The organism is Rhizobium sp. AB2/73 (assembly GCF_020871915.1).
GTDB classification, from domain to species: Bacteria; Pseudomonadota; Alphaproteobacteria; order Rhizobiales; family Rhizobiaceae; genus Rhizobium; species Rhizobium dioscoreae.
The window spans coordinates 3614215-3632500 of record NZ_CP067071.1 but is presented as its reverse complement, the minus strand read 5'-3'; the positions used below and the strand labels follow the sequence as shown (position 1 = coordinate 3632500).

Annotated in this window: 16 protein-coding genes (1 of these 16 cut by a window edge); 10 read left to right on the top strand and 6 right to left on the bottom strand. The window is 60.9% G+C overall.

Features of this window, described 5'->3' with window-relative positions; translation table 11 throughout:
* Positions 1 to 577: the 5' portion of an ATP-binding protein gene (locus I8E17_RS17805; protein ID WP_113366725.1), read on the bottom strand. It extends 776 nt beyond the left edge of the window; 577 of the gene's 1353 nt are visible here — the first part of the coding sequence; it begins with the start codon at positions 575 to 577; its stop codon lies beyond the left edge, outside the window.
* A gap of 3 nt (positions 578 to 580) precedes the next feature.
* Positions 581 to 1300 carry a response regulator gene (locus I8E17_RS17800; RefSeq protein WP_069615320.1) on the bottom strand — a complete coding sequence of 240 codons (720 nt, stop codon included), beginning with the start codon at positions 1298 to 1300 and terminating at the stop codon, positions 581 to 583.
* 360 nt (positions 1301 to 1660) lie between these two features.
* Between I8E17_RS17800 and I8E17_RS17795 the strand changes: the two genes are divergently transcribed.
* The 5 genes from I8E17_RS17795 (at position 1661) to I8E17_RS17775 (ending at position 7645) form a co-directional block, all read left to right on the top strand.
* A complete protein-coding gene (locus tag I8E17_RS17795; RefSeq protein ID WP_113366724.1) occupies positions 1661 to 2461 on the top strand; it encodes a pseudouridine synthase in 801 nt (266 codons plus the stop codon).
* A gap of 12 nt (positions 2462 to 2473) precedes the next feature.
* Entirely contained in the window at positions 2474 to 3157 is a 684-nt protein-coding gene (locus tag I8E17_RS17790; protein ID WP_113366723.1) for a phosphoribosyltransferase, read from the top strand.
* 143 nt (positions 3158 to 3300) lie between these two features.
* A complete protein-coding gene (locus I8E17_RS17785; RefSeq protein ID WP_069615329.1) occupies positions 3301 to 4245 on the top strand; it encodes a phosphoribosylaminoimidazolesuccinocarboxamide synthase in 945 nt (314 codons plus the stop codon).
* Between the two features lie 349 nt (positions 4246 to 4594).
* On the top strand, positions 4595 to 6064 hold the full coding sequence (locus I8E17_RS17780) for an efflux transporter outer membrane subunit (RefSeq protein WP_112724628.1): 1470 nt from the start codon (positions 4595 to 4597) through the stop codon (positions 6062 to 6064).
* A gap of 708 nt (positions 6065 to 6772) precedes the next feature.
* Entirely contained in the window at positions 6773 to 7645 is an 873-nt protein-coding gene (locus I8E17_RS17775) for an SH3 domain-containing protein (protein ID WP_113366722.1), read from the top strand.
* Between the two features lie 228 nt (positions 7646 to 7873).
* Here I8E17_RS17775 and I8E17_RS17770 read toward each other — a convergent pair whose 3' ends face one another.
* From I8E17_RS17770 to I8E17_RS17765, 3 genes are all read right to left on the bottom strand, one after another.
* Positions 7874 to 8116: a DUF982 domain-containing protein gene (locus I8E17_RS17770; protein WP_095433530.1), complete on the bottom strand. Its 243-nt coding sequence runs from the start codon at positions 8114 to 8116 to the stop codon at positions 7874 to 7876.
* Positions 8117 to 8348: 232 nt separating this feature from the next.
* A complete protein-coding gene (locus I8E17_RS35285) occupies positions 8349 to 8471 on the bottom strand; it encodes a hypothetical protein (RefSeq protein WP_257714005.1) in 123 nt (40 codons plus the stop codon).
* An 86-nt stretch (positions 8472 to 8557) separates the two neighbouring features.
* The gene (locus tag I8E17_RS17765) at positions 8558 to 8746 is read right to left on the bottom strand and encodes a hypothetical protein (protein ID WP_069615327.1); all 189 of its coding nucleotides are present in this window, start codon (positions 8744 to 8746) and stop codon (positions 8558 to 8560) included.
* A 338-nt stretch (positions 8747 to 9084) separates the two neighbouring features.
* Between I8E17_RS17765 and I8E17_RS17760 the strand changes: the two genes are divergently transcribed.
* The 3 genes from I8E17_RS17760 (at position 9085) to dnaJ (ending at position 15051) form a co-directional block, all read left to right on the top strand.
* Positions 9085 to 11502: a transglycosylase domain-containing protein gene (locus I8E17_RS17760; RefSeq protein ID WP_113366721.1), complete on the top strand. Its 2418-nt coding sequence runs from the start codon at positions 9085 to 9087 to the stop codon at positions 11500 to 11502.
* Positions 11503 to 11899: 397 nt separating this feature from the next.
* A complete protein-coding gene (gene dnaK / locus I8E17_RS17755) occupies positions 11900 to 13819 on the top strand; it encodes a molecular chaperone DnaK (protein ID WP_113366720.1) in 1920 nt (639 codons plus the stop codon).
* 86 nt (positions 13820 to 13905) lie between these two features.
* Complete coding sequence (dnaJ, locus tag I8E17_RS17750; RefSeq protein WP_069615446.1) at positions 13906 to 15051, top strand: molecular chaperone DnaJ; 1146 nt, start codon at positions 13906 to 13908, stop codon at positions 15049 to 15051.
* 138 nt (positions 15052 to 15189) lie between these two features.
* Here dnaJ and I8E17_RS17745 read toward each other — a convergent pair whose 3' ends face one another.
* On the bottom strand, positions 15190 to 15993 hold the full coding sequence (locus tag I8E17_RS17745; protein WP_113366719.1) for an APH(3'') family aminoglycoside O-phosphotransferase: 804 nt from the start codon (positions 15991 to 15993) through the stop codon (positions 15190 to 15192).
* 355 nt (positions 15994 to 16348) lie between these two features.
* Between I8E17_RS17745 and recF the strand changes: the two genes are divergently transcribed.
* Positions 16349 to 17476, top strand: a complete 1128-nt coding sequence (gene recF / locus I8E17_RS17740; RefSeq protein ID WP_113366718.1) for a DNA replication/repair protein RecF — start codon at positions 16349 to 16351, stop codon at positions 17474 to 17476.
* Between the two features lie 36 nt (positions 17477 to 17512).
* On the top strand, positions 17513 to 18283 hold the full coding sequence (locus tag I8E17_RS17735; RefSeq protein ID WP_113366717.1) for a molybdopterin-synthase adenylyltransferase MoeB: 771 nt from the start codon (positions 17513 to 17515) through the stop codon (positions 18281 to 18283).
* Positions 18284 to 18286 lie beyond the last annotated feature (3 nt).

Here is an 18286-nt window from a genome sequence, read left to right as displayed (position 1 = left end):
GGCGCGTCAGGGGCCGGGTTTCGCGCGCCACCGCGGCAATGGCGATGACTGCGACCAGCATCCCGAGAATGCCCGAGATAAGGCCGATGGGAATTCCGCGCAATCGCACGGTCGGGGTCTCGGGAAGATTGAAGACCGCAATCTTGCCGCCGGCGACGCCGATCGACACTTCCATGATCCGATCCGGCGCACCGACCGAGAACCAGCCCTGCGGTCTTTCCGACAGCGAGCGCATGTTGAAGTAGCGGTTGCCGAAGGCGATGTTGGCGAATTCACGCGCCAGCTTGCCGGTGAGGGTCAGATCCGAAGTCTCGCTCTTCTCACCGGCTGCCGGCGCATCGGCGAGCCGTATCGCCAAACCATTGGCATGCAGCGCACGCACGGCGATCGGCTGCGCCTCAAGCGGAACGGCATCGAGAAGACGGACCGCCGTCTTGACCTGCATGGCCGGCGACAGCTCCGGATTGAACGGCGTATCCGGCTTGAGCTGCGCGGCAACGAAAGCCGCAAGCTGGATGATGAACAATGCCACGGCGACGATCATGATGATGCGGGCGACGAGACCGAGTTTCAGCATGGCTCATACATCTTTCACGTCCATTGTGAGGAGATAGCCGGCGTTGCGCACGGTGGTGATGATATGGGCGCCATCGGGCAGGCAATGGCCGAGCTTGGTGCGCAAGCGGGAGACCGTGACATCGATGGTGCGATCGAAAGGATCGGCACCGCGGCCGCGCGTCCAGTCGAGCAATTGCTCACGCGACAGCACACGGCGCGGCCTTTCTAGGAAGCAAACAAGCAGATCGAATTCGGCCGTCGTCAAATGCACGACGCGCTCACCCTCCATCTCGATCACCCGGCCATCAAGGTCTACCGTCAACCCCGCAAAGCTCTTTCTCCTCGATGGACGGCTGATATCTTCCGGCCGCTCCGGGCCGGAACGGCGAAGGATGGCGCGGATGCGCGCCAGGAGCTCGCGCGGATTGAAGGGCTTGCCGAGATAATCGTCGGCCCCCATTTCGAGCCCGAGGATACGGTCTATATCTTCCGTTTTCGCCGTCAGCATGAGGATCGGCACCTTACTGCGGGCGCGGATACGACGGCATGCCGACAGGCCGTCTTCGCCGGGCAGCATCAGATCGAGGATAATCAGATCAGGAAAGCCCTTGGACAAAAGGCGATCCATGGCAGCGGCGCTGTCGGCCGCCTGCACGGAGAAACCCTCACGGCTCAGGAACTCTTCCAGGAGCGCCCTAATCTCGCGGTCGTCCTCGACCAGAAGCAGCGATGCGGAAACCATGGCTCTTCCATGCGGGGCGAGAGGCGGTCTTGGCAACAGGGAAACGGCCGGCGTTACAAACTGTAACAAATTTCCCTTCTTTTGAAAAATCCCAGCAAAAGAAGCAGTGCAGTTTCTCTGCAACCGCGATCCCTCCGGAGCGAATGGCGGCAGCCATGTTGCCGTCTACCCGACCCCATCGCCCGCTCCGGTCCGCGACAGGGCTTGCATCCATGAAATGCGAGCCCTGTCTGCCTTTCAGACCGGCCTTTCGATCGTGCCTCGACAATGCGATTTGCGTCCGGTTCGTTGCCATGCGAAAGGTTGTGCTACACCGGCTGCCATGCCGGGCCACGGCAACAAGCACATGAGGCAAGACGGGTGAGCCAACGGCAATCACCGCAGAGATCCGGCAGGGCGGCGAAAGGCAGGCCGGAGCCAGAGGGCAAGCGCGTGACCTTGCCGCGGGCGCTTTCCAAGCTTGGCTATTGCTCCCGCACCCAGGCAGAGGCGCTGATCGCGGCCGGCCGCGTGAGCGTGGACGGGCGCAAAGTGTCAGATCCCGCCATCTGGGTCGATCTCGAACATTCGAAATTCGCGGTCGACGGCACGGAAATCGCTGCGGAGAAAAAGCTCTATTTCATGCTGAACAAGCCGCGCGGGCTGGTGACCACCCGCGACGACCCCGAGGGACGTCCGACGGTCTATGATTGCCTGAAGGAGATCGATGCCCGCCACCTGGCTCCGGTCGGGCGACTGGACAAGGCGAGCGAGGGGTTGCTGCTCTTTACCAATGATACGGTGCTGGCGCAGGCCCTGCTCGATCCGGTCAGCCATGTCGGCAAGACCTATCATGTGCAGGTCGACCGGATCATGGATCACGAGCAGCTTTCGCGCATGGAACGCGGCATCATCGACGATGGCGAACTGCTGACCGCCAGTTCCGCCCGCCTCCTGCGCAGCGGCGATCGCAATGGCTGGATCGAGGTGGAGCTGAAGGAGGGCCGCAACCGTCAGATACGGCGCATGCTCGAGGCGCTCGGCATCGAATGCCTGCGGCTGGTGCGCGTCGCCTTCGGCGATATCGCGCTCGGCGATCTGCCGAAGGGGGCCGCGCGAGCCCTGACCGAAGCAGAGATCCTCGCGTTGCACCGGCGCGCAGGAATGAAGATCAACAGATAGAGGCAGGCTGCCATGCAACCCCATGATTTCTGGCAGGAGCTGCATGCGCCTGGCACTCTCGATCCCATGGAGGAGCGCGCGGATTTTCATGTCGCCGAATTGCCGGACGGGCGTCAGCTGCGTCTGCCGATCCGGGTGCTTGCCGATGGCGAACATGCACTGGCATCGCTGATCGTCAATCAGGCAAGCTTCACCGTGCTGGAAGCTCTGGCGGAGGCGCTTGCGGAGCGGATCGCAGCTTATGATATCGATGTCGTCGCCGGCCTGCCGACCCTCGGCCTGACACTGGCCGCAGCAGTTGCCCGCGCACTCGGCCATGCGCGCTACGTGCCGCTCGGGACATCGCGCAAGTTCTGGTATCGCGACGAACTGTCGGTCGCGCTTTCCTCCATCACCACGCCGAACCAGGAAAAGCGTCTTTATATAGATCCGCGCATGTTGCCATTGCTGCAAGGCAAGCGCGTGGCACTCATTGACGACGTCATCTCCAGCGGCGCGTCGATCGTTTCCGGGCTTGCCCTCCTTGCGTCCTGCAATATCGAGCCTGTCGTGATCGGCGCGGCCATGCTGCAATCCGATCGCTGGCTGGATCGCGTCGATCTGAGCGGCGAGCGATGGAGCGAGAGGATCGTCGGCGTGTTTTCGACACCCATCCTCGAGCAGGGTGAAAACGGTTGCTGGCGCCGGCCGGGCTGACACTTTTCGCGCCCGCGACCCGACGAATGAAGCCGTTTCCATATTATTATATGTGAAAACCGTTCCGATTCCGGCTGCAATGCGCTAAGGGTCCGCTCAAGAAGCATCCGCCGTGCGGATGCACGAGCCTGTTGGTGGACGCGTTGCGAATTCTCTCCGAAGCCCATTTCCCCGAATTGCCCAACTACTATCGCGGCAAGGTGCGCGAGAATTATGATCTGCCCGATGGCAGCCGCATCATCATCAGCACCGATCGATTGAGCGCCTTCGACCGCATCCTTACCTGCATCCCCTACAAGGGTCAGGTGCTGACGCAAACGGCGCGCTACTGGTTCGAACAGACACGCGATATCTGCCCGAACCATGTCATCGACTATCCGGACCCGAACGTCGTTGTCGGAAAGCGGCTGAATATCCTGCCCGTCGAGGTCGTCGTTCGCGGCTATCTCGCCGGCACCACGGGCACCTCGGTTCTGACGCTTTATAAAAAGGGTCAGCGCGAGATGTATGGCATCACGCTTCCGGATGGCATGCGCGACAACCAGATCCTGCCCGAGCCGATCATCACGCCGACGAGCAAGGAATTCGACGGCGGCCACGATGAGCCGCTGACGCCGACCCAGATTGTCGAGCACGGGCTTCTGACAAAAGAGCAATGGCAGACGCTGACACATTATGCTTTTGCCCTGTTCGCACGCGGGCAGGACATCGCCCGCAAGCGCGGGCTGATCCTCGTCGATACCAAATATGAATTCGGAACCGACGACAACGGCACCATCATCCTTGCCGACGAGATCCATACGCCCGACAGCAGCCGCTACTGGCTGGCCGACAGCTATGAGGACAGATTCGAAAAGGGGGCGCGCCCGGAAAGCTTCGACAAGGATTTCGTCCGCGCCTGGGTCACGGAGCGTTGCGATCCTTACAAGGACGAGATTCCGGAGATTCCGAGCGACCTCATCGAACAGACGTCTAAAGTCTATATCCGCGCCTATGAAGCAATCACGGGCATGTCTTTCGTGCCTGATGATCGCGGCGCGACACCCCTTGACCGGGTTCGCGCAAGCCTCGCCCGCTACTTCCCGTAAGGACAGTCCGAACGGACTTTAGACTGGAGCGATTCTGCGAAGCAACTCCCTAGAGTTGCGGCGTGCGCTGATTTTTGTCTACACTGCAGCCCTGAGTGGTGTGCAAAAGGGTATGTTTTTTGCAACACCTTAGATTTTTTTTAACGGCGCACTGATATTTCGGCCGATCCCACATATGTTCGCAGCCGAGAATTCGTAAAAGCCACTGTGCTATTGCAAAACTCATTGCTAGATTGACGCCGACCGCTTCGGGTCATTGTTTGTGTTGCGTAAGACTGAAGCGCCAGCATATGGGGTCACGCCGATCCCGAAAAAAACTGATCAGTAAATTGAATTGTGGGACAATGTGATGGTTTCCATTCGTACTGCCGCCCCCGCCCTGCTGCTTGTTTTGGCAGGCTGCGTCAGCGGCCCAGACCATAAGCCACCGGAAATGCCTCTACCGGCCAAATTCTCGGAGGGCGGTACGAAGGCGAACGGCGATATCGCCGGCTCGCAATGGTGGACCGCTTTCGGCGACTCCAAGCTGAATGCCTTCGCCGCACAGGGACTTGCCCAGAACCTTACCATCCAGCAAGCACTGGAACGCATCAACCAGGCGGAAGCTGCCGTCGTCACCGCAGGTGCGGGCGGCCTCCCGAGCCTCACAGTGTCAGGCGACAACACGACCAGCGGCCAGAAGGGTGGCTCGAGAGTATCAAGCTCAGCTGGACGGCGGAACACGACGACGGGCACTGCTTCGGCTTCCTGGCTGCTCGACCTCTGGGGTCAGTATCGCCGTGCAACGGAAAGCGCCAACGCTTCGCTCGACGCCGCCTACTCGACCGTCGACGTCCAGCGCCTGACCTATCTGCAGGATCTCGCCAACAGCTACGTCAATGCGCGCTATTATCAGAGGCTCATCTCGATCGCGCAGGAAAACCTGAAATCGCGGCGCGACACGCTTTCGCTGACCAAGTTCCAGCTCGAAGCCGGTGCGGCTTCCCGCCTTGACGTGGTTCAGGCCGAGGGCCTCGTCAACCAGACGCTGGCCCTGGTACCTGGTTATGAAATCAGCTATCGCCAGCAGGTGCACCACATTGCGACGCTGCTCAACGTTCCCTCATCGACGATCATCGCTCAGATGCAGGGCAGCGGCAGACAGCCGGTGTTCCGCGGCAGCGTTCGCACCGGCGTTCCAGCTGACCTTATCCGCAACCGACCCGATATTCGCGTGGCAGAGCGCACCCTCGCAGCCTCGACGGCCCAGATCGGCGTTGCCGAAGCCAAGCTCTTTCCGTCGATCACGCTCAGCGGCTCGATTTCGCCGACATATATCCACACCTCGGCTGCAAGCGGCGGTCTGACCACCTGGTCCTTCGGCCCGTCGCTGAACCTGCCGATCTTCGATGGCGGCGCCCTGCGCGCTGGCGTCAAGAGCGCCGAATCGACCAGCCGCGAAAACTATCTCGCATGGCAACAAACGGTGCGAGAAGCTGTCGAACAGGTTGAAAACGCGCTATCCGCAGTTGCGCGTGACGCACAGACGGTTGCCGCGCTGCAGGCTCAGGTCAAGTCCTATCAGGAAGCCCTGCAGCTCTCGACGGCAAGCTATAAGGACGGTGCATCCTCGCTGCTCGACGTTCTCGACGCACAGCGCAACGTGACCGCCGCCCAGCAGAGCCTGGCGCAAGCCATTCAGCAGAGCGCCCTCGACTACATCTCGCTGAACGTCGCGATCGGCGCAGGCTATGTGCCGGCCGGCAAGGCGACCATTGCCGCAGGGCCGACCAGAGCCAAGGCTGAGGCCATCAAGGTTGCGGCCAAGAAGGCGATCTAAGCGTATCGCCCAGGCTGTACCAAGCCTTGCCGCTTGAACTTGAAAACCGCCGCAGTATCTGCGGCGGTTTTCTTTTGAGCGCAAGGAAATGGCGAAAATGAAAATGGCGCGCTCCGCTTTCGTCGGAAGCACGCCATCGCCAAAAACAAAAAAGGCCGGAATGATCCGGCCTTTCGCCATCCGCCTTCGCATCAGTGCCAGTACATCCGTGGTCAAAGACAATGGCGGAACTGCAGCCAGATTGATCATGAAAGGTCAACGAAGAGTTAACGCTGCTTCCATAATATCGACGGACCAAACGGCTCGCTTTCCAGCGCGCCAGCGCCCATCGGCTGCATGACTGGATCGTATATCGGCGTCCAAGGTGTCAATTTCAAGGCCGCTTCTTAGTTTCTTCGAGAAAACACTTGAGGCAGCCGACGCTGCCACGTCGGTAACACCGAGGAAGGCAAGTGAGCCTCGTCAAAAGACTCGCAGCTTTTCAGTTTCGAACTGATGCCGTTCAAGCTGCATTCATGCAATTACTTCTACAACACATGTAAAGATTGAAGAGGCACCATGGAATCCTATCAGATTCCGTGCAGCGCCAGGCCTTTATCTTGTCGAAATTGAAAAGTCTTACCGAAGAGCGCCGGGGTAGGCGCACGACAGCGGAACAGGCACCAGCCGGCGATTTCGCGGCATGGGTGCGCAAAGGGAGAGTAATCTATGAGGTTCAAGATTCTTGCGGCGGGCATTCTGGCGGCGCTCGTGGCGCTGCCAGCCATCGCGGAAGCGGCAGAAGGCTTTGCCACCGCGAACGTCAACATGCGGTCCGGTCCGAGTACCGCCTATCCGGCAGTGACGATGATCCCCGTCGGTGTGCCGCTTCAGATCAACGGCTGCCTTAACGATACGCCATGGTGCGATGTTTCCTTCTATGGCGGCCGGGGGTGGGTTGCGGGTCGTTATATCCAGGCAACCTATCAGTCACGCCGCATCTATGTCGGTCCGCAATATTACCGCCCGCTTGGCATCCCGACGGTGGTCTTCAACTTCGACGACTACTGGGGTCGCTATTATCGCGGCCGCGACTTCTATCGTGACCGCGACCGCTGGCGGCGCGGCCCGGGCTGGGTCGATCGCCACCCCGACAGCGGTTGGGATCGCAATCCTCCAGGCTGGGATAACGGGCCGGACCGCAATTGGGACCGTCGCCCGGATCGCAATCGCGATTGGGATCGCGGATCGGACTGGAATGACAGACCGGACCGCAACTGGGATCGCCGGCCCGACCGTGATCGCGACTGGGACAGGCAACGCGACGGCAATCGCGACTGGGGCAGACAGCGCCCGGACAACAACCAGGATTGGGGTAACCGGCCGGATCGCCAGCGCGACAACAATCGCCCTGACAATAACCGCCCGCGTCCGGAACCGCAGCAGGCTCAACCGCAACCGCAACCACAGCCGCAGCGGCCGCCTCAGGCGAACTCGCGACCAAATGCAGGCGAGCCGGGGCCCTATAGCCCTGACCACAGGGATCCATGCCCCGCGTCGGAGCCTAATTGCCGGATGTCCGTGAGAGGCTCGAACCGCTGACGGCCAGCCCCGCGACCGCCTGGAAAACCAAAAGGCCGGCCACTTTGAAAGTCGCCGGCCTTTTGATGAGATTGCACCGCCTCCGAGGAGAACGCGCTCACCATCATGCGGGAGCTGCATTCAAGAGATGCTTTCGTGGAAGAAACGCGCTCAAAACTCTCGACTTCTGCCGCGCTTCCGGCGGTTCGCAAGATTTGGGCGGTTGATCCGCGGTGGTAGCGGCATGCTTCAATGCATCTTGAGATGCGCTTCCCGCGTCGCCGAGATGAACATTTCCCGTGCCTCTTCAGCGGACTTGCGGCCGTCGATGGCAGCCCGGCAAAGGCTTCGTGCCGCCACGTAGAGCGGACCGCGCCGGTCAGGCCAGAGATTGGCCATGCAATTGAGGGCCTCGGACGGGCCTGTCACGACCTGGAACGTACCCTGAGCAAAACCGATCTCAATTGGATTGCTCCATTTGATGTGTCGCATGAACACTCCTCCTCACGCGCTACCAATTGCTTGGAACCGCCCTGCAAGACGGCCACATGCCAATACTATAACCTTGATCAGCCCGTTCGAAAATATTGAAGATTGCGTGCGCCGCGCGAAGTATCGACGCATTTGGATCGCAGCCTCGCTCCGTATGGAGGCAAGCGAGGCATTGTCCTGAGATTTCAGGAGAACGAACATGGTTGCAGATAACGGAAGCCGCACGGGCGATCTATTTTTCACGGGCAATCCGCCTCGCCTCATCCGGGGAAAAACCGGCGCGGCGTGCAAGCCGTTCGAGGCCGAATATCCGGTCGATCTGGTCGACCAGCCACAATTCGAAACGTTTCCACATCGGCATAGCCTCCTCTACTGCGAGTCGCTCGGTCGCAGCAGCCCACGAAACATCACGCCGGCCCGCCAAATCCTTTCAGCGACCCATCAACGGAATTGGGGCGGCCTTTGCGCGTTTGAGAGCAATTCCTGCTTTGTTGCGAAGTCGCCAAACAGCTTTTTCAGCCGGGCTTCCTCCTCCTTGCAAATCCGATGACGCCGGACGAAATCCTCGACACTCCAGACCTCGCGCAACTTGCTCTCTTCAACTTCCTCTATCTTCAGCAATGAACTCATGGGTTCGCCCTCTATCGTTTTTATGATGAGATAATGCTCAGGATAGCGAAAAGTTCCCTGCACACGCCTGGCAGGCGGCGGCCGAAGGCAGCGACAAGCGGATCGGAATGTTCTTAATCCCTCCTTAAATCGCCGCATTTACAGTTCAGGCGGGACTTGATGTCTTCACGAGCGGTGCGTGGACGAATAGCGGGTTGCTCCGCCTTGGAAGCCAATGAGGGTTTTCGAGGTCGCGCGCCGACCAGGCGACGGATCAAGCTTAAAGATTTCTACCGCTCCCGTAATCAGCCTGATAGAAGACATGGAATACAAGGGCACCGAGGTACGACCGGCCGGCAATGGCAGATAAGAAGAAATCACGCCAGAGGATAGAACCATCCTTTTCCAGCGGCCGGGAACGCATCGAGGACGGATTCAATGCCGGGGAGCGCATCGTCGGCAACAGGCGCTCGGCCAAGAAATATTCGTCTTCTTCCAAAACATACTATGAAGAGCCGGAACCCGACGAAGACGAGGGTGAAGACGACGAGGATGAACCCGTGGTCGAAAAGCCTCGCCGGACCCGTGCCAGCAGCCGCCGCAAACCGGCACGCCGTGCGCGGCCGCGGCGCGGCTTCTTCGGCTTCATCCGTTCGACGATCTACTGGGGCCTCGTGCTTTGCCTCTGGGCCGGCATCGGCCTTGCCGGTCTCGTCGCCTATTATGGCTCGCGCATGCCGAGCGCCAGCACGTGGTCGATCCCTGAGCGGCCGCCCAACGTCAAGATCAACGATCTCGACGGCAGCCTGATCGCCAATCGTGGCACGACCGGCGGTGAAGCGGTCGCGCTCGGCGACATGTCCCCCTATATCCCGGAAGCCATCATCGCCATCGAGGATCGGCGCTTCTATTCGCATTTCGGCTTCGACCCGATCGGCCTTGCCCGCGCCGTCGTGACCAATGTGGTAACCGGGCACGCCGTGCAGGGCGGTTCGACGCTGACGCAGCAGCTTGCCAAGAACCTGTTCCTCTCGCCGGACCGCACGCTGGAACGCAAGGTGCAGGAAGTGCTGCTGGCTCTGTGGCTGGAGCACAAGTACACCAAGGATCAGATCCTGGCGATGTACCTGAACCGCGTCTATTTCGGCTCCAACGCCTATGGCGTCGAGGCTGCCTCGCGGCGCTACTTCAACAAATCGGCCAAGGACGTCAATCTGGGCGAAGCCGCCATGCTCGCCGGTCTGGTCAAGGCGCCCTCGCGGCTATCGCCGGCCCGCGATCCGGCCGCCGCCGAGGCCCGCGCGCAGCTCGTGCTGCAGGCGATGCACGACCAGGGCTTCATCAGCGAATCCGATATCAAGACGGCGATGGCGCAGCCGCCGACCCGATCGAAGAGCTATTGGAGCGGTGCCGAGAATTACGTCGCCGACATGGTCATGGACCAGTTGCCGAAGCTGATCGGCGGCGACGTCAAGGAAGACCTGGTCGTCGACACGACGCTCGACATGTCGCTGGAGGAAAAGGCCGAGAAGGCGCTGAGCGACGTGCTCGAAAAAGAAGGCAAGAAGCTGAACGCCTCGCAGGCCTCGCTCGTCTCCGTCGATGCGACGGGTGCGATCCGCGCGCTCGTCGGTGGCCGCGACTATGCGCAGAGCCAGTTCAACCGTGCCGTGACGGCCAAGCGCCAGCCCGGCTCCGCCTTCAAGCCCTTCGTCTATACCGCGGCGCTTGAGATGGGCCTGACGCCGAATTCGATCCGCAACGACATGCCGGTCAAGATCGGCAACTGGGCGCCTGAGAATTACGAGCAGCGCTACAGCGGTCCGGTGACGCTTGCCACCGCCATTGCGAAATCGCTGAACACGGTTGCCGCCCAGCTCGTGGCCGAGGTCGGGCCGGATCAGGTTATCAAGGTCGCCCGCAGGCTCGGCATCGAATCGGATCTGCAGGCCAATGCCTCGATCGCGCTCGGCACCTCCGAAGTGTCGCTGCTGGAGCTCACCTCCGCCTACGCAACCTTCATGAACGGCGGCTACAAGGTGGCTCCGCATGTCATCACCAAGGTGACGACCGCCTCCGGCAAGGTGCTCTACCAGGCTAATACGGACAATCCGGAGCGCGTCTTGAACCCGGATATCGTCACCAACATGAATGCCATGATGGCCGGCGTCATCGCCAATGGCACCGGCAAGGCGGCGCGCATTCCCGGCTGGCAGGCGGCCGGCAAGTCGGGCACGACGCAATCCTTCCGCGACGCGCTCTTCGTCGGCTTCACCAGCCATCTGACCACGGGCGTCTGGTTCGGCAATGACGACGGCAAGTCGATGCGCAAGGTGACTGGCGGCGGGCTGCCGGCGAAAGCGTGGAAGGAATTCATGGTCGCCGCCCACAAGGGCATCACGCCGACGCCGATCTTCGGCGGCGGCCAGATCATCGACAACGGCCTGCCGATGGCGCAGACGGCGCCGAACGGCGACCAGCCGACCACCATCGGCAACATCATCTCCGGCGTCGCCGACGGTGGACAGCCCGTGCAGCAGCCGACCTTGCAGCAAAGGCCATCGCAACAGCCGATCCAGCCGCAGGTTGTCAACCAGACCGCAAACGACGAACCGCTGGACCTGCCGCCGGCAAATCTTGCCGACGACAGCAACCCTTACAGCTCCAATCCCTATGATAGCGATATACCGCCCGCCGATGTCGGCGAAAGCGGCGCTCCTGTCTCCACCACACGGCCGCACCGCTCGTCTCTGCTCGACGTCATTCTCGGGCGATAAAATCGCAATTTTGCGCCTACAGCGCCGCGCGTCATATATCGCGCGCAAAGGCCGCCGCAGCCCTTCAGATCTGCTGCATAATTTTTTTCGTAAATCGATCCCGATTTAAGGAATCATGCAGCAGACGCTTGCATGGCCGCGGGAAGGCTGCTCTGATGCGCGGTCGCGCCAAATCCGCTGATCCCCTGCGCATATGGGAGCACCTGGAATTTGGGCGACAAACCATTTGTTTTGCTGGATTTCAGGCCATTTCCTGCCTTGCAGTCAGTAAAACCGCTACTTATATACGCGGCATCACCGCAGTCATGGCTGCGCAATCCTCAAGACCATCCCGTAAGGGGCTGTCAATGGAATGCCTGACAGGGGTTCCGATAGCTTGCTTCAAGGAGAGAATGACATGGCAAAAGTAATTGGTATCGACCTTGGAACGACAAATTCCTGCGTCGCCGTCATGGACGGTAAGGACGCAAAAGTGATCGAAAATGCCGAAGGCGCCCGGACTACCCCCTCCATGGTTGCCTTCACCGACGATGGTGAACGTCTCGTCGGCCAGCCTGCCAAGCGCCAGGCTGTCACCAACCCCACAAATACCCTCTTCGCTGTCAAGCGCCTCATCGGCCGCCGCTACGAAGATCCGACCGTCGAGAAGGACAAGCACCTTGTTCCCTTCAACATCGTTCGGGGCGACAATGGCGACGCCTGGGTCGAAGCCAACGGCAAGGGCTATTCGCCCGCACAGATTTCCGCAATGATCCTTCAGAAGATGAAGGAAACCGCCGAATCCTACCTCGGCGAAAAGGTCGACAAGGCCGTTATCACCGTTCCCGCATACTTTAACGACGCTCAGCGCCAGGCAACCAAGGATGCCGGCAAGATCGCCGGTCTTGAAGTCCTGCGCATCATCAACGAGCCGACCGCTGCAGCACTCGCCTATGGCCTCGACAAGAAGGACGGCAAGACCATCGCCGTTTACGACCTTGGCGGCGGCACCTTCGATATCTCCATCCTCGAAATCGGCGATGGCGTCTTCGAAGTGAAGTCGACCAACGGCGATACCTTCCTCGGCGGTGAAGACTTCGACATGCGTCTCGTCGAATACCTCGTTGCCGAGTTCAAGAAGGACAACGGCATTGATCTCAAGGGCGACAAGCTCGCTCTGCAGCGCCTCAAGGAAGCGGCCGAAAAGGCCAAGATCGAACTGTCTTCTTCGCAGCAGACCGAAATCAACCTGCCCTTCATTACGGCAGACGCGACCGGCCCGAAGCACCTGACGCTGAAGCTGACCCGCGCCAAGCTGGAAAGCCTAGTCGACGATCTCGTCCAGCGCACCATCGCTCCGTGCAAGGCAGCGCTCAAGGATGCCGGCGTTACCGCTGCCGAAATCGACGAAGTCGTTCTCGTCGGCGGCATGAGCCGCATGCCGAAGGTACAGGAAGTCGTCAAGCAGCTGTTCGGCAAGGAGCCGCACAAGGGCGTCAACCCGGATGAAGTCGTCGCACTCGGCGCCGCCATCCAGGCCGGCGTTCTGCAGGGCGACGTCAAGGACGTTCTGCTCCTCGACGTGACCCCGCTGTCTCTCGGCATCGAAACGCTGGGCGGCGTCTTTACCCGTCTGATCGAACGCAACACGACGATCCCGACGAAGAAGTCGCAGACCTTCTCGACCGCCGACGACAACCAGTCGGCCGTGACCATCCGCGTTTCGCAGGGCGAGCGCGAAATGGCCGCCGACAACAAGCTGCTCGGCCAGTTCGACCTCGTCGGCCTGCCGCCGGCACCGCGTGGCGTTCCGCAGATCGAAGTCACCTTCGATATCGACGCCAACGGCATTGTTCAGGTTTCGGCCAAGGACAAGGGCACTGGCAAGGAACAGCAGATCCGCATCCAGGCTTCCGGCGGTCTTTCCGACGCCGACATCGAAAAGATGGTCAAGGATGCCGAAGCTCACGCCGCTGAAGACAAGAAGCGCCGCGAAGGTGTCGAAGCCAAGAACCAGGCTGAAAGCCTGATCCACTCCAGCGAGAAGTCGCTGAAGGATTACGGCGACAAGGTCACCGAAGCAGATCGCACCGCGATCTCCGATGCGATTGCAGCGCTGAAGACGGCGACCGAAGCTTCCGAGCCGGATGCCGAAGACATCAAGGCCAAGACCCAGACGCTCATGGAAGTTTCCATGAAGCTCGGCCAGGCGATCTATGAGTCGCAGCAGGCGGAAGCCGGTGCCGGTGATGCCTCGGCAGCAGGCGGCAAGGACGATGTCGTCGATGCCGACTACGAGGAAATCAAGGACGAAGACGACCGCAAGCGGTCTGCATAAGCGAGAATCGAAAGATTCTCGAGGAAACTTAGCTCCGGCTGCCTTCGGGCAGCCGGAAATCCATTTCCGGGGTTCTAATCCTTAATATGGCAAAAGCGGATTTTTACGAGACGTTGGGCGTCTCCAAGACGGCGGACGAGAAAGAGCTGAAGAGCGCCTTTCGCAAGCTGGCAATGCAATATCATCCGGACAAGAACCCGGACGACAGCAATGCCGAGCGGAAGTTCAAGGAAATCAACGAAGCCTACGAAACGCTCAAGGACCCGCAGAAGCGCGCAGCCTATGACCGGTACGGCCATGCTGCTTTCGAGCATGGCGGCATGGGCGGCGGTGGCGGCTTCGGAGCCGGTTTCGGCGGTGGCGGCTTCTCCGATATTTTCGAGGATATTTTCGGCGAGATGATGGGTGGGGGCCGCTCGCGCGGGCGTTCATCCGGCGGTCGCGAGCGCGGCGCCGATCTTCGCTACAATATGGAAATCTCGCTCGAGGAAGCCTTCAGCGGCAAGACGGCACAGATTCGCGTGCCGACCTCGATTACCTGCGACGTCTGTTCCGGCTCGGGCGCCAAGCCCGGCACGCAGCCGAAGACCTGCGGCACCTGCCAAGGCTCCGGCCGCGTCCGCGCCGCCCAGGGCTTCTTCTCCGTCGAGCGCACCTGCCCGACCTGTCATGGCCGCGGCCAGATCATTCCCGACCCTTGCACGAAATGTCATGGCCAGGGCCGCGTGACCGAGGAGCGTTCGCTCTCCGTCAATATTCCGTCGGGCATCGAAGACGGCACGCGCATCCGCCTGCAGGGTGAAGGCGAAGCCGGCCTGCGCGGCGGCCCCTCGGGCGACCTCTACATCTTCCTCTCCGTCAAGCCGCATGAATTCTTCCAGCGGGATGGCGCCGATCTCTATTGTGCGGTGCCGATATCGATGACGACGGCGGCGCTTGGTGGCACCTTCGATGTCGCGACGCTCGACGGCACGAAATCGCGCGTCACCGTTCCCGAAGGCACGCAGGTCGGCAAGCAGTTCCGGCTGAAGGGCAAGGGCATGCCGGTGCTGCGCTCCAGCCAGGTCGGCGATCTCTATATCCAGATCCAGATCGAAACGCCGCAGAAGCTGACCAAGCGCCAGCGCGAGCTGCTGCAGGAATTCGAACAGATCTCCTCGAAGGACAACAATCCCGAATCGACCGGCTTCTTCGCCCGCATGAAGGATTTCTTCGATACGTTCAGCGACTGATTCGCGGATCAAAATGTTTCACATGAATCCGGTCGATGATTCGGCCGGATTTTTTTATTTAAGGGGCGAATCGCCCTCGCGATTCGAGAGGGCCCGCAGGCCTCTCACCATGAGTGCTGGTTTTCGGCAGTCGACGACTCAGCCCCAGGTCAGCGGATCGAGCCGGAGATAGAAGGCGAGACGCTCGCGATCCGGCTCTGCGATTTCCAAGGTTTCGAATAGGATCGAAAAGGCTCGCTCTCGTTGTTCGGGCGTCATCCAGCTCTCCTCGGCATTAGCAATCATCAGCGAGAGATCGACATAGCGATCGGCCTTGCCGACGCGGCCGAGATCAATCAGCCCGGCACATTGCAAGCTATGCGGATCGACCACGAAATTGGGCATGCAGGCATCGCCATGACAGAGTACCCTATCGACGACCTCCTGATGGAGCCGAAGTGGCAGGTCGCGCTCGACGCGATCAAGCAGTTCGCGGGCCGACCTATCCTGATCCTCCGGCAGCAGGAAATCCGGGTTTACGGCATCTCGCGAAACCACATCCTCTGCCTTTGCAAACATCAGCGACAGGCTGCGATCAAAGGGGCATCGATCCGCCGGCAGCTCATGAAGAGATTTCAACTGCCGCGCCATTGATGGCCAGACCTTCAACAGCGCATCTCCATCCAGCTCGGCTGCCGGGACGCCGGGAATAGCAGTCATGATCAGGTATGGGCCTTCCTCCGCCTCCCACCAATCAATGACCCCAGGCACGGCAATGCCCTTGCCTTGTAGCCAAAGCAGCCGGTCGCGCTCGCCGGCAGGATCGGCCGACCGGGCTGACGACGCGATTTTCGCATAAGCAAGGCCATCTTCGCGCCGATAGACGAGATCACCTGATTCGCCGGCCTTCACGCCTGTCCAACCAACGTGCGTATGCGCGAACAATGCCCTTGCAAATTCCAATTGATGCCCCTTCACTCAAAACTTCTCCGAGCATGGCGATATAGGTAGTGCCGTGCGCTAATGCCAATATCGGCGGGAATCCAAGCAGATCTCTTCAAAAGACAAGGATGCCGAATAGCGGGCGAATCACCCGCCCTCGTGGTTCGAGACGGGCCCCTTGGGCCTCCTCACCAGAGGGCTCATCCCTCGCTTTGCCGCAGCTTCCCTCAGCCTACGGGCTCACTCCACCCTCATCCTTGTCGAAGGACGAAGGTGGCCCGTGACGGCGCTTACATTTCGAACCATCGGCAAAAACCTTGCACTCCTGCGAGGTTCGGCATACCCCTCGGCCATCGATTTCGAATCTTAAAGACCAATGCCGAACAAGGTTTCCATCTCGCGCCTGAAGCTCACCGACTTCCGCAACTATGCGGCGGCGGCGCTGAAGCTTGACGAGCGGCATGTAGTGCTGACCGGCGACAATGGCGCGGGCAAGACCAATCTCATGGAGGCGGTCTCTCTGCTATCGCCCGGCCGTGGCCTGCGCCGCGCCGCCTATACCGATATCACCCGGGTCAATGCGGCGGGCGGATTTTCGATCTTCACCGAGCTCGAGGGCATGGACGGCAGCGTCGAAATCGGCACCGGCATCGATACCGTGGACGAATCGACCGCCCGCAGGCTGCGAATCAACGGCACGCCGGCCAAGACGGTCGACGAACTGACCGATCATCTGCGCGTTCTCTGGCTGACGCCGGCCATGGATGGCCTGTTTACCGGCGGCTCCTCGGAGCGTCGCCGCTTCCTAGACCGGCTGGTCTTGTCGCTCGATCCCGCCCATGGCCGCCGCGCCAGCGATTTCGAGCGCGCCATGCGCAGCCGCAACAAGCTGCTCTCCGAAAGCCGGTTCGATCCATCCTGGCTTACCGGCATCGAGGAGCAGATGGCGAGCCTCGGCATAGCCATGGCGATAGCTAGACAGGAAATGCTCGGCCTCCTCTCGCGGCTGATCGGCGAGACGCGCGAGACGACGCCGTTCCCCTCGGCAGCCCTTGAGCTTTCCGGCTTTCTCGACGGACAATTCGACCGCCCGGCCGTCGATCTCGAAGACACCTATGCCGACATGCTGCGCGAGGGGCGTTACCGCGATGCGGCCGCCGGGCGCACGCTGGACGGGCCGCATCGGGCTGATCTTCTGGTGAGGCATCGTGAAAAGGACATGGAAGCGGAGCGCTGCTCGACCGGTGAACAGAAGGCGCTGCTTGTCGGCCTCATCCTTGCCCATGTGCGCTTGGTAGGCAATTTGACGGGCTATGCGCCGATCCTACTGCTCGATGAGATCGCCGCGCATCTCGACGAGGGCCGGCGTGCTGCGCTTTTCGATCTCATCGACGGGCTCGGCGGCCAGGCGTTCATGACCGGCACGGACAAATCCATGTTCTCGGCCCTTGGCGAGCGGGCGCAATTCTTTACTGTGGCGCATGGCGGCATTACGAAATCCTAGCGCCTCCTCGGCGACGATTGTGCTAAACTTGCGCCCATGGATCCTTTGAGCTCAGACGAAATCGCCCGCTATCACCGTCATATCCTTCTGCCGGAGGTCGGCGGCGCCGGTCAGCAAAAATTGAAAGCGGCGCGCGTGCTTGTCATCGGCGCCGGCGGTCTTGGGGCGCCGGTGCTGCAATATCTTGCTGCCGCCGGTGTGGGCACGCTTGGGATTGCCGATGACGATCGCGTTTCGCTGTCCAATTTGCAGCGGCAGGTGATTCACGACACGGGCACGATCGGAGAAATGAAGACGCAGAGCGCGGCCGACGCGATCGCGCGGCTGAACCCCCATGTACGCGTCATCCGATTTGAGGAGCGGTTCAGCCTCGATACGGCCGCGCGGCACCTCGCCGGCTTCGATTTCGTCATCGACGGCTCCGACAATTTCGATACGCGCTATGCGGCTGCCGATGCGACCGAGGCAGCGCATTTGCCACTCGTGACCGGCGCTGTCGGGCGCTTCGATGGATCCGTCACCACGTTGAAGCCTTACGAGAGCGATGCGGACGGTAACCTCAATCCGCGCTATCGCGATCTCTTCCCGGCGCCACCGCCGGAGGGCCTGATTCCGAGCTGCGCCGAGGCCGGCATTATCGGCGCCCTGACCGGCGTCATCGGCACGCTGATGGCGATGGAGGCGATCAAGCTCATCACAGGCGTCGGCGAGCCGCTGATCGGCCGCCTGCTGCTCTATGATGGGCTTTCCTCGCGCTTCGAAACCGTGCGCTATCGCCGCAAACGTGCCCGGGTCGCCGCCGAATGAGCG

What these genes read in the sequence shown, in the direction of transcription:
- I8E17_RS17790 (WP_113366723.1), top strand. Translation starts at nt 2,474, where the DNA reads ATGCAACCCCATGATTTCTGGCAGGAGCTGCATGCGCCTGGCACTCTC.
- I8E17_RS17775 (WP_113366722.1), top strand. Translation starts at nt 6,773, where the DNA reads ATGAGGTTCAAGATTCTTGCGGCGGGCATTCTGGCGGCGCTCGTGGCG.
- I8E17_RS17735 (WP_113366717.1), top strand. Translation starts at nt 17,513, where the DNA reads ATGGATCCTTTGAGCTCAGACGAAATCGCCCGCTATCACCGTCATATC.
- I8E17_RS17760 (WP_113366721.1), top strand. Translation starts at nt 9,085, where the DNA reads ATGGCAGATAAGAAGAAATCACGCCAGAGGATAGAACCATCCTTTTCC.
- I8E17_RS17800 (WP_069615320.1), bottom strand. Translation starts at nt 1,300, where the DNA reads ATGGTTTCCGCATCGCTGCTTCTGGTCGAGGACGACCGCGAGATTAGG.
- dnaK (WP_113366720.1), top strand. Translation starts at nt 11,900, where the DNA reads ATGGCAAAAGTAATTGGTATCGACCTTGGAACGACAAATTCCTGCGTC.
- dnaJ (WP_069615446.1), top strand. Translation starts at nt 13,906, where the DNA reads ATGGCAAAAGCGGATTTTTACGAGACGTTGGGCGTCTCCAAGACGGCG.
- recF (WP_113366718.1), top strand. Translation starts at nt 16,349, where the DNA reads ATGCCGAACAAGGTTTCCATCTCGCGCCTGAAGCTCACCGACTTCCGC.
- I8E17_RS17780 (WP_112724628.1), top strand. Translation starts at nt 4,595, where the DNA reads ATGGTTTCCATTCGTACTGCCGCCCCCGCCCTGCTGCTTGTTTTGGCA.
- I8E17_RS17765 (WP_069615327.1), bottom strand. Translation starts at nt 8,746, where the DNA reads ATGAGTTCATTGCTGAAGATAGAGGAAGTTGAAGAGAGCAAGTTGCGC.
- I8E17_RS35285 (WP_257714005.1), bottom strand. Translation starts at nt 8,471, where the DNA reads ATGTGGAAACGTTTCGAATTGTGGCTGGTCGACCAGATCGACCGGATA.
- I8E17_RS17770 (WP_095433530.1), bottom strand. Translation starts at nt 8,116, where the DNA reads ATGCGACACATCAAATGGAGCAATCCAATTGAGATCGGTTTTGCTCAG.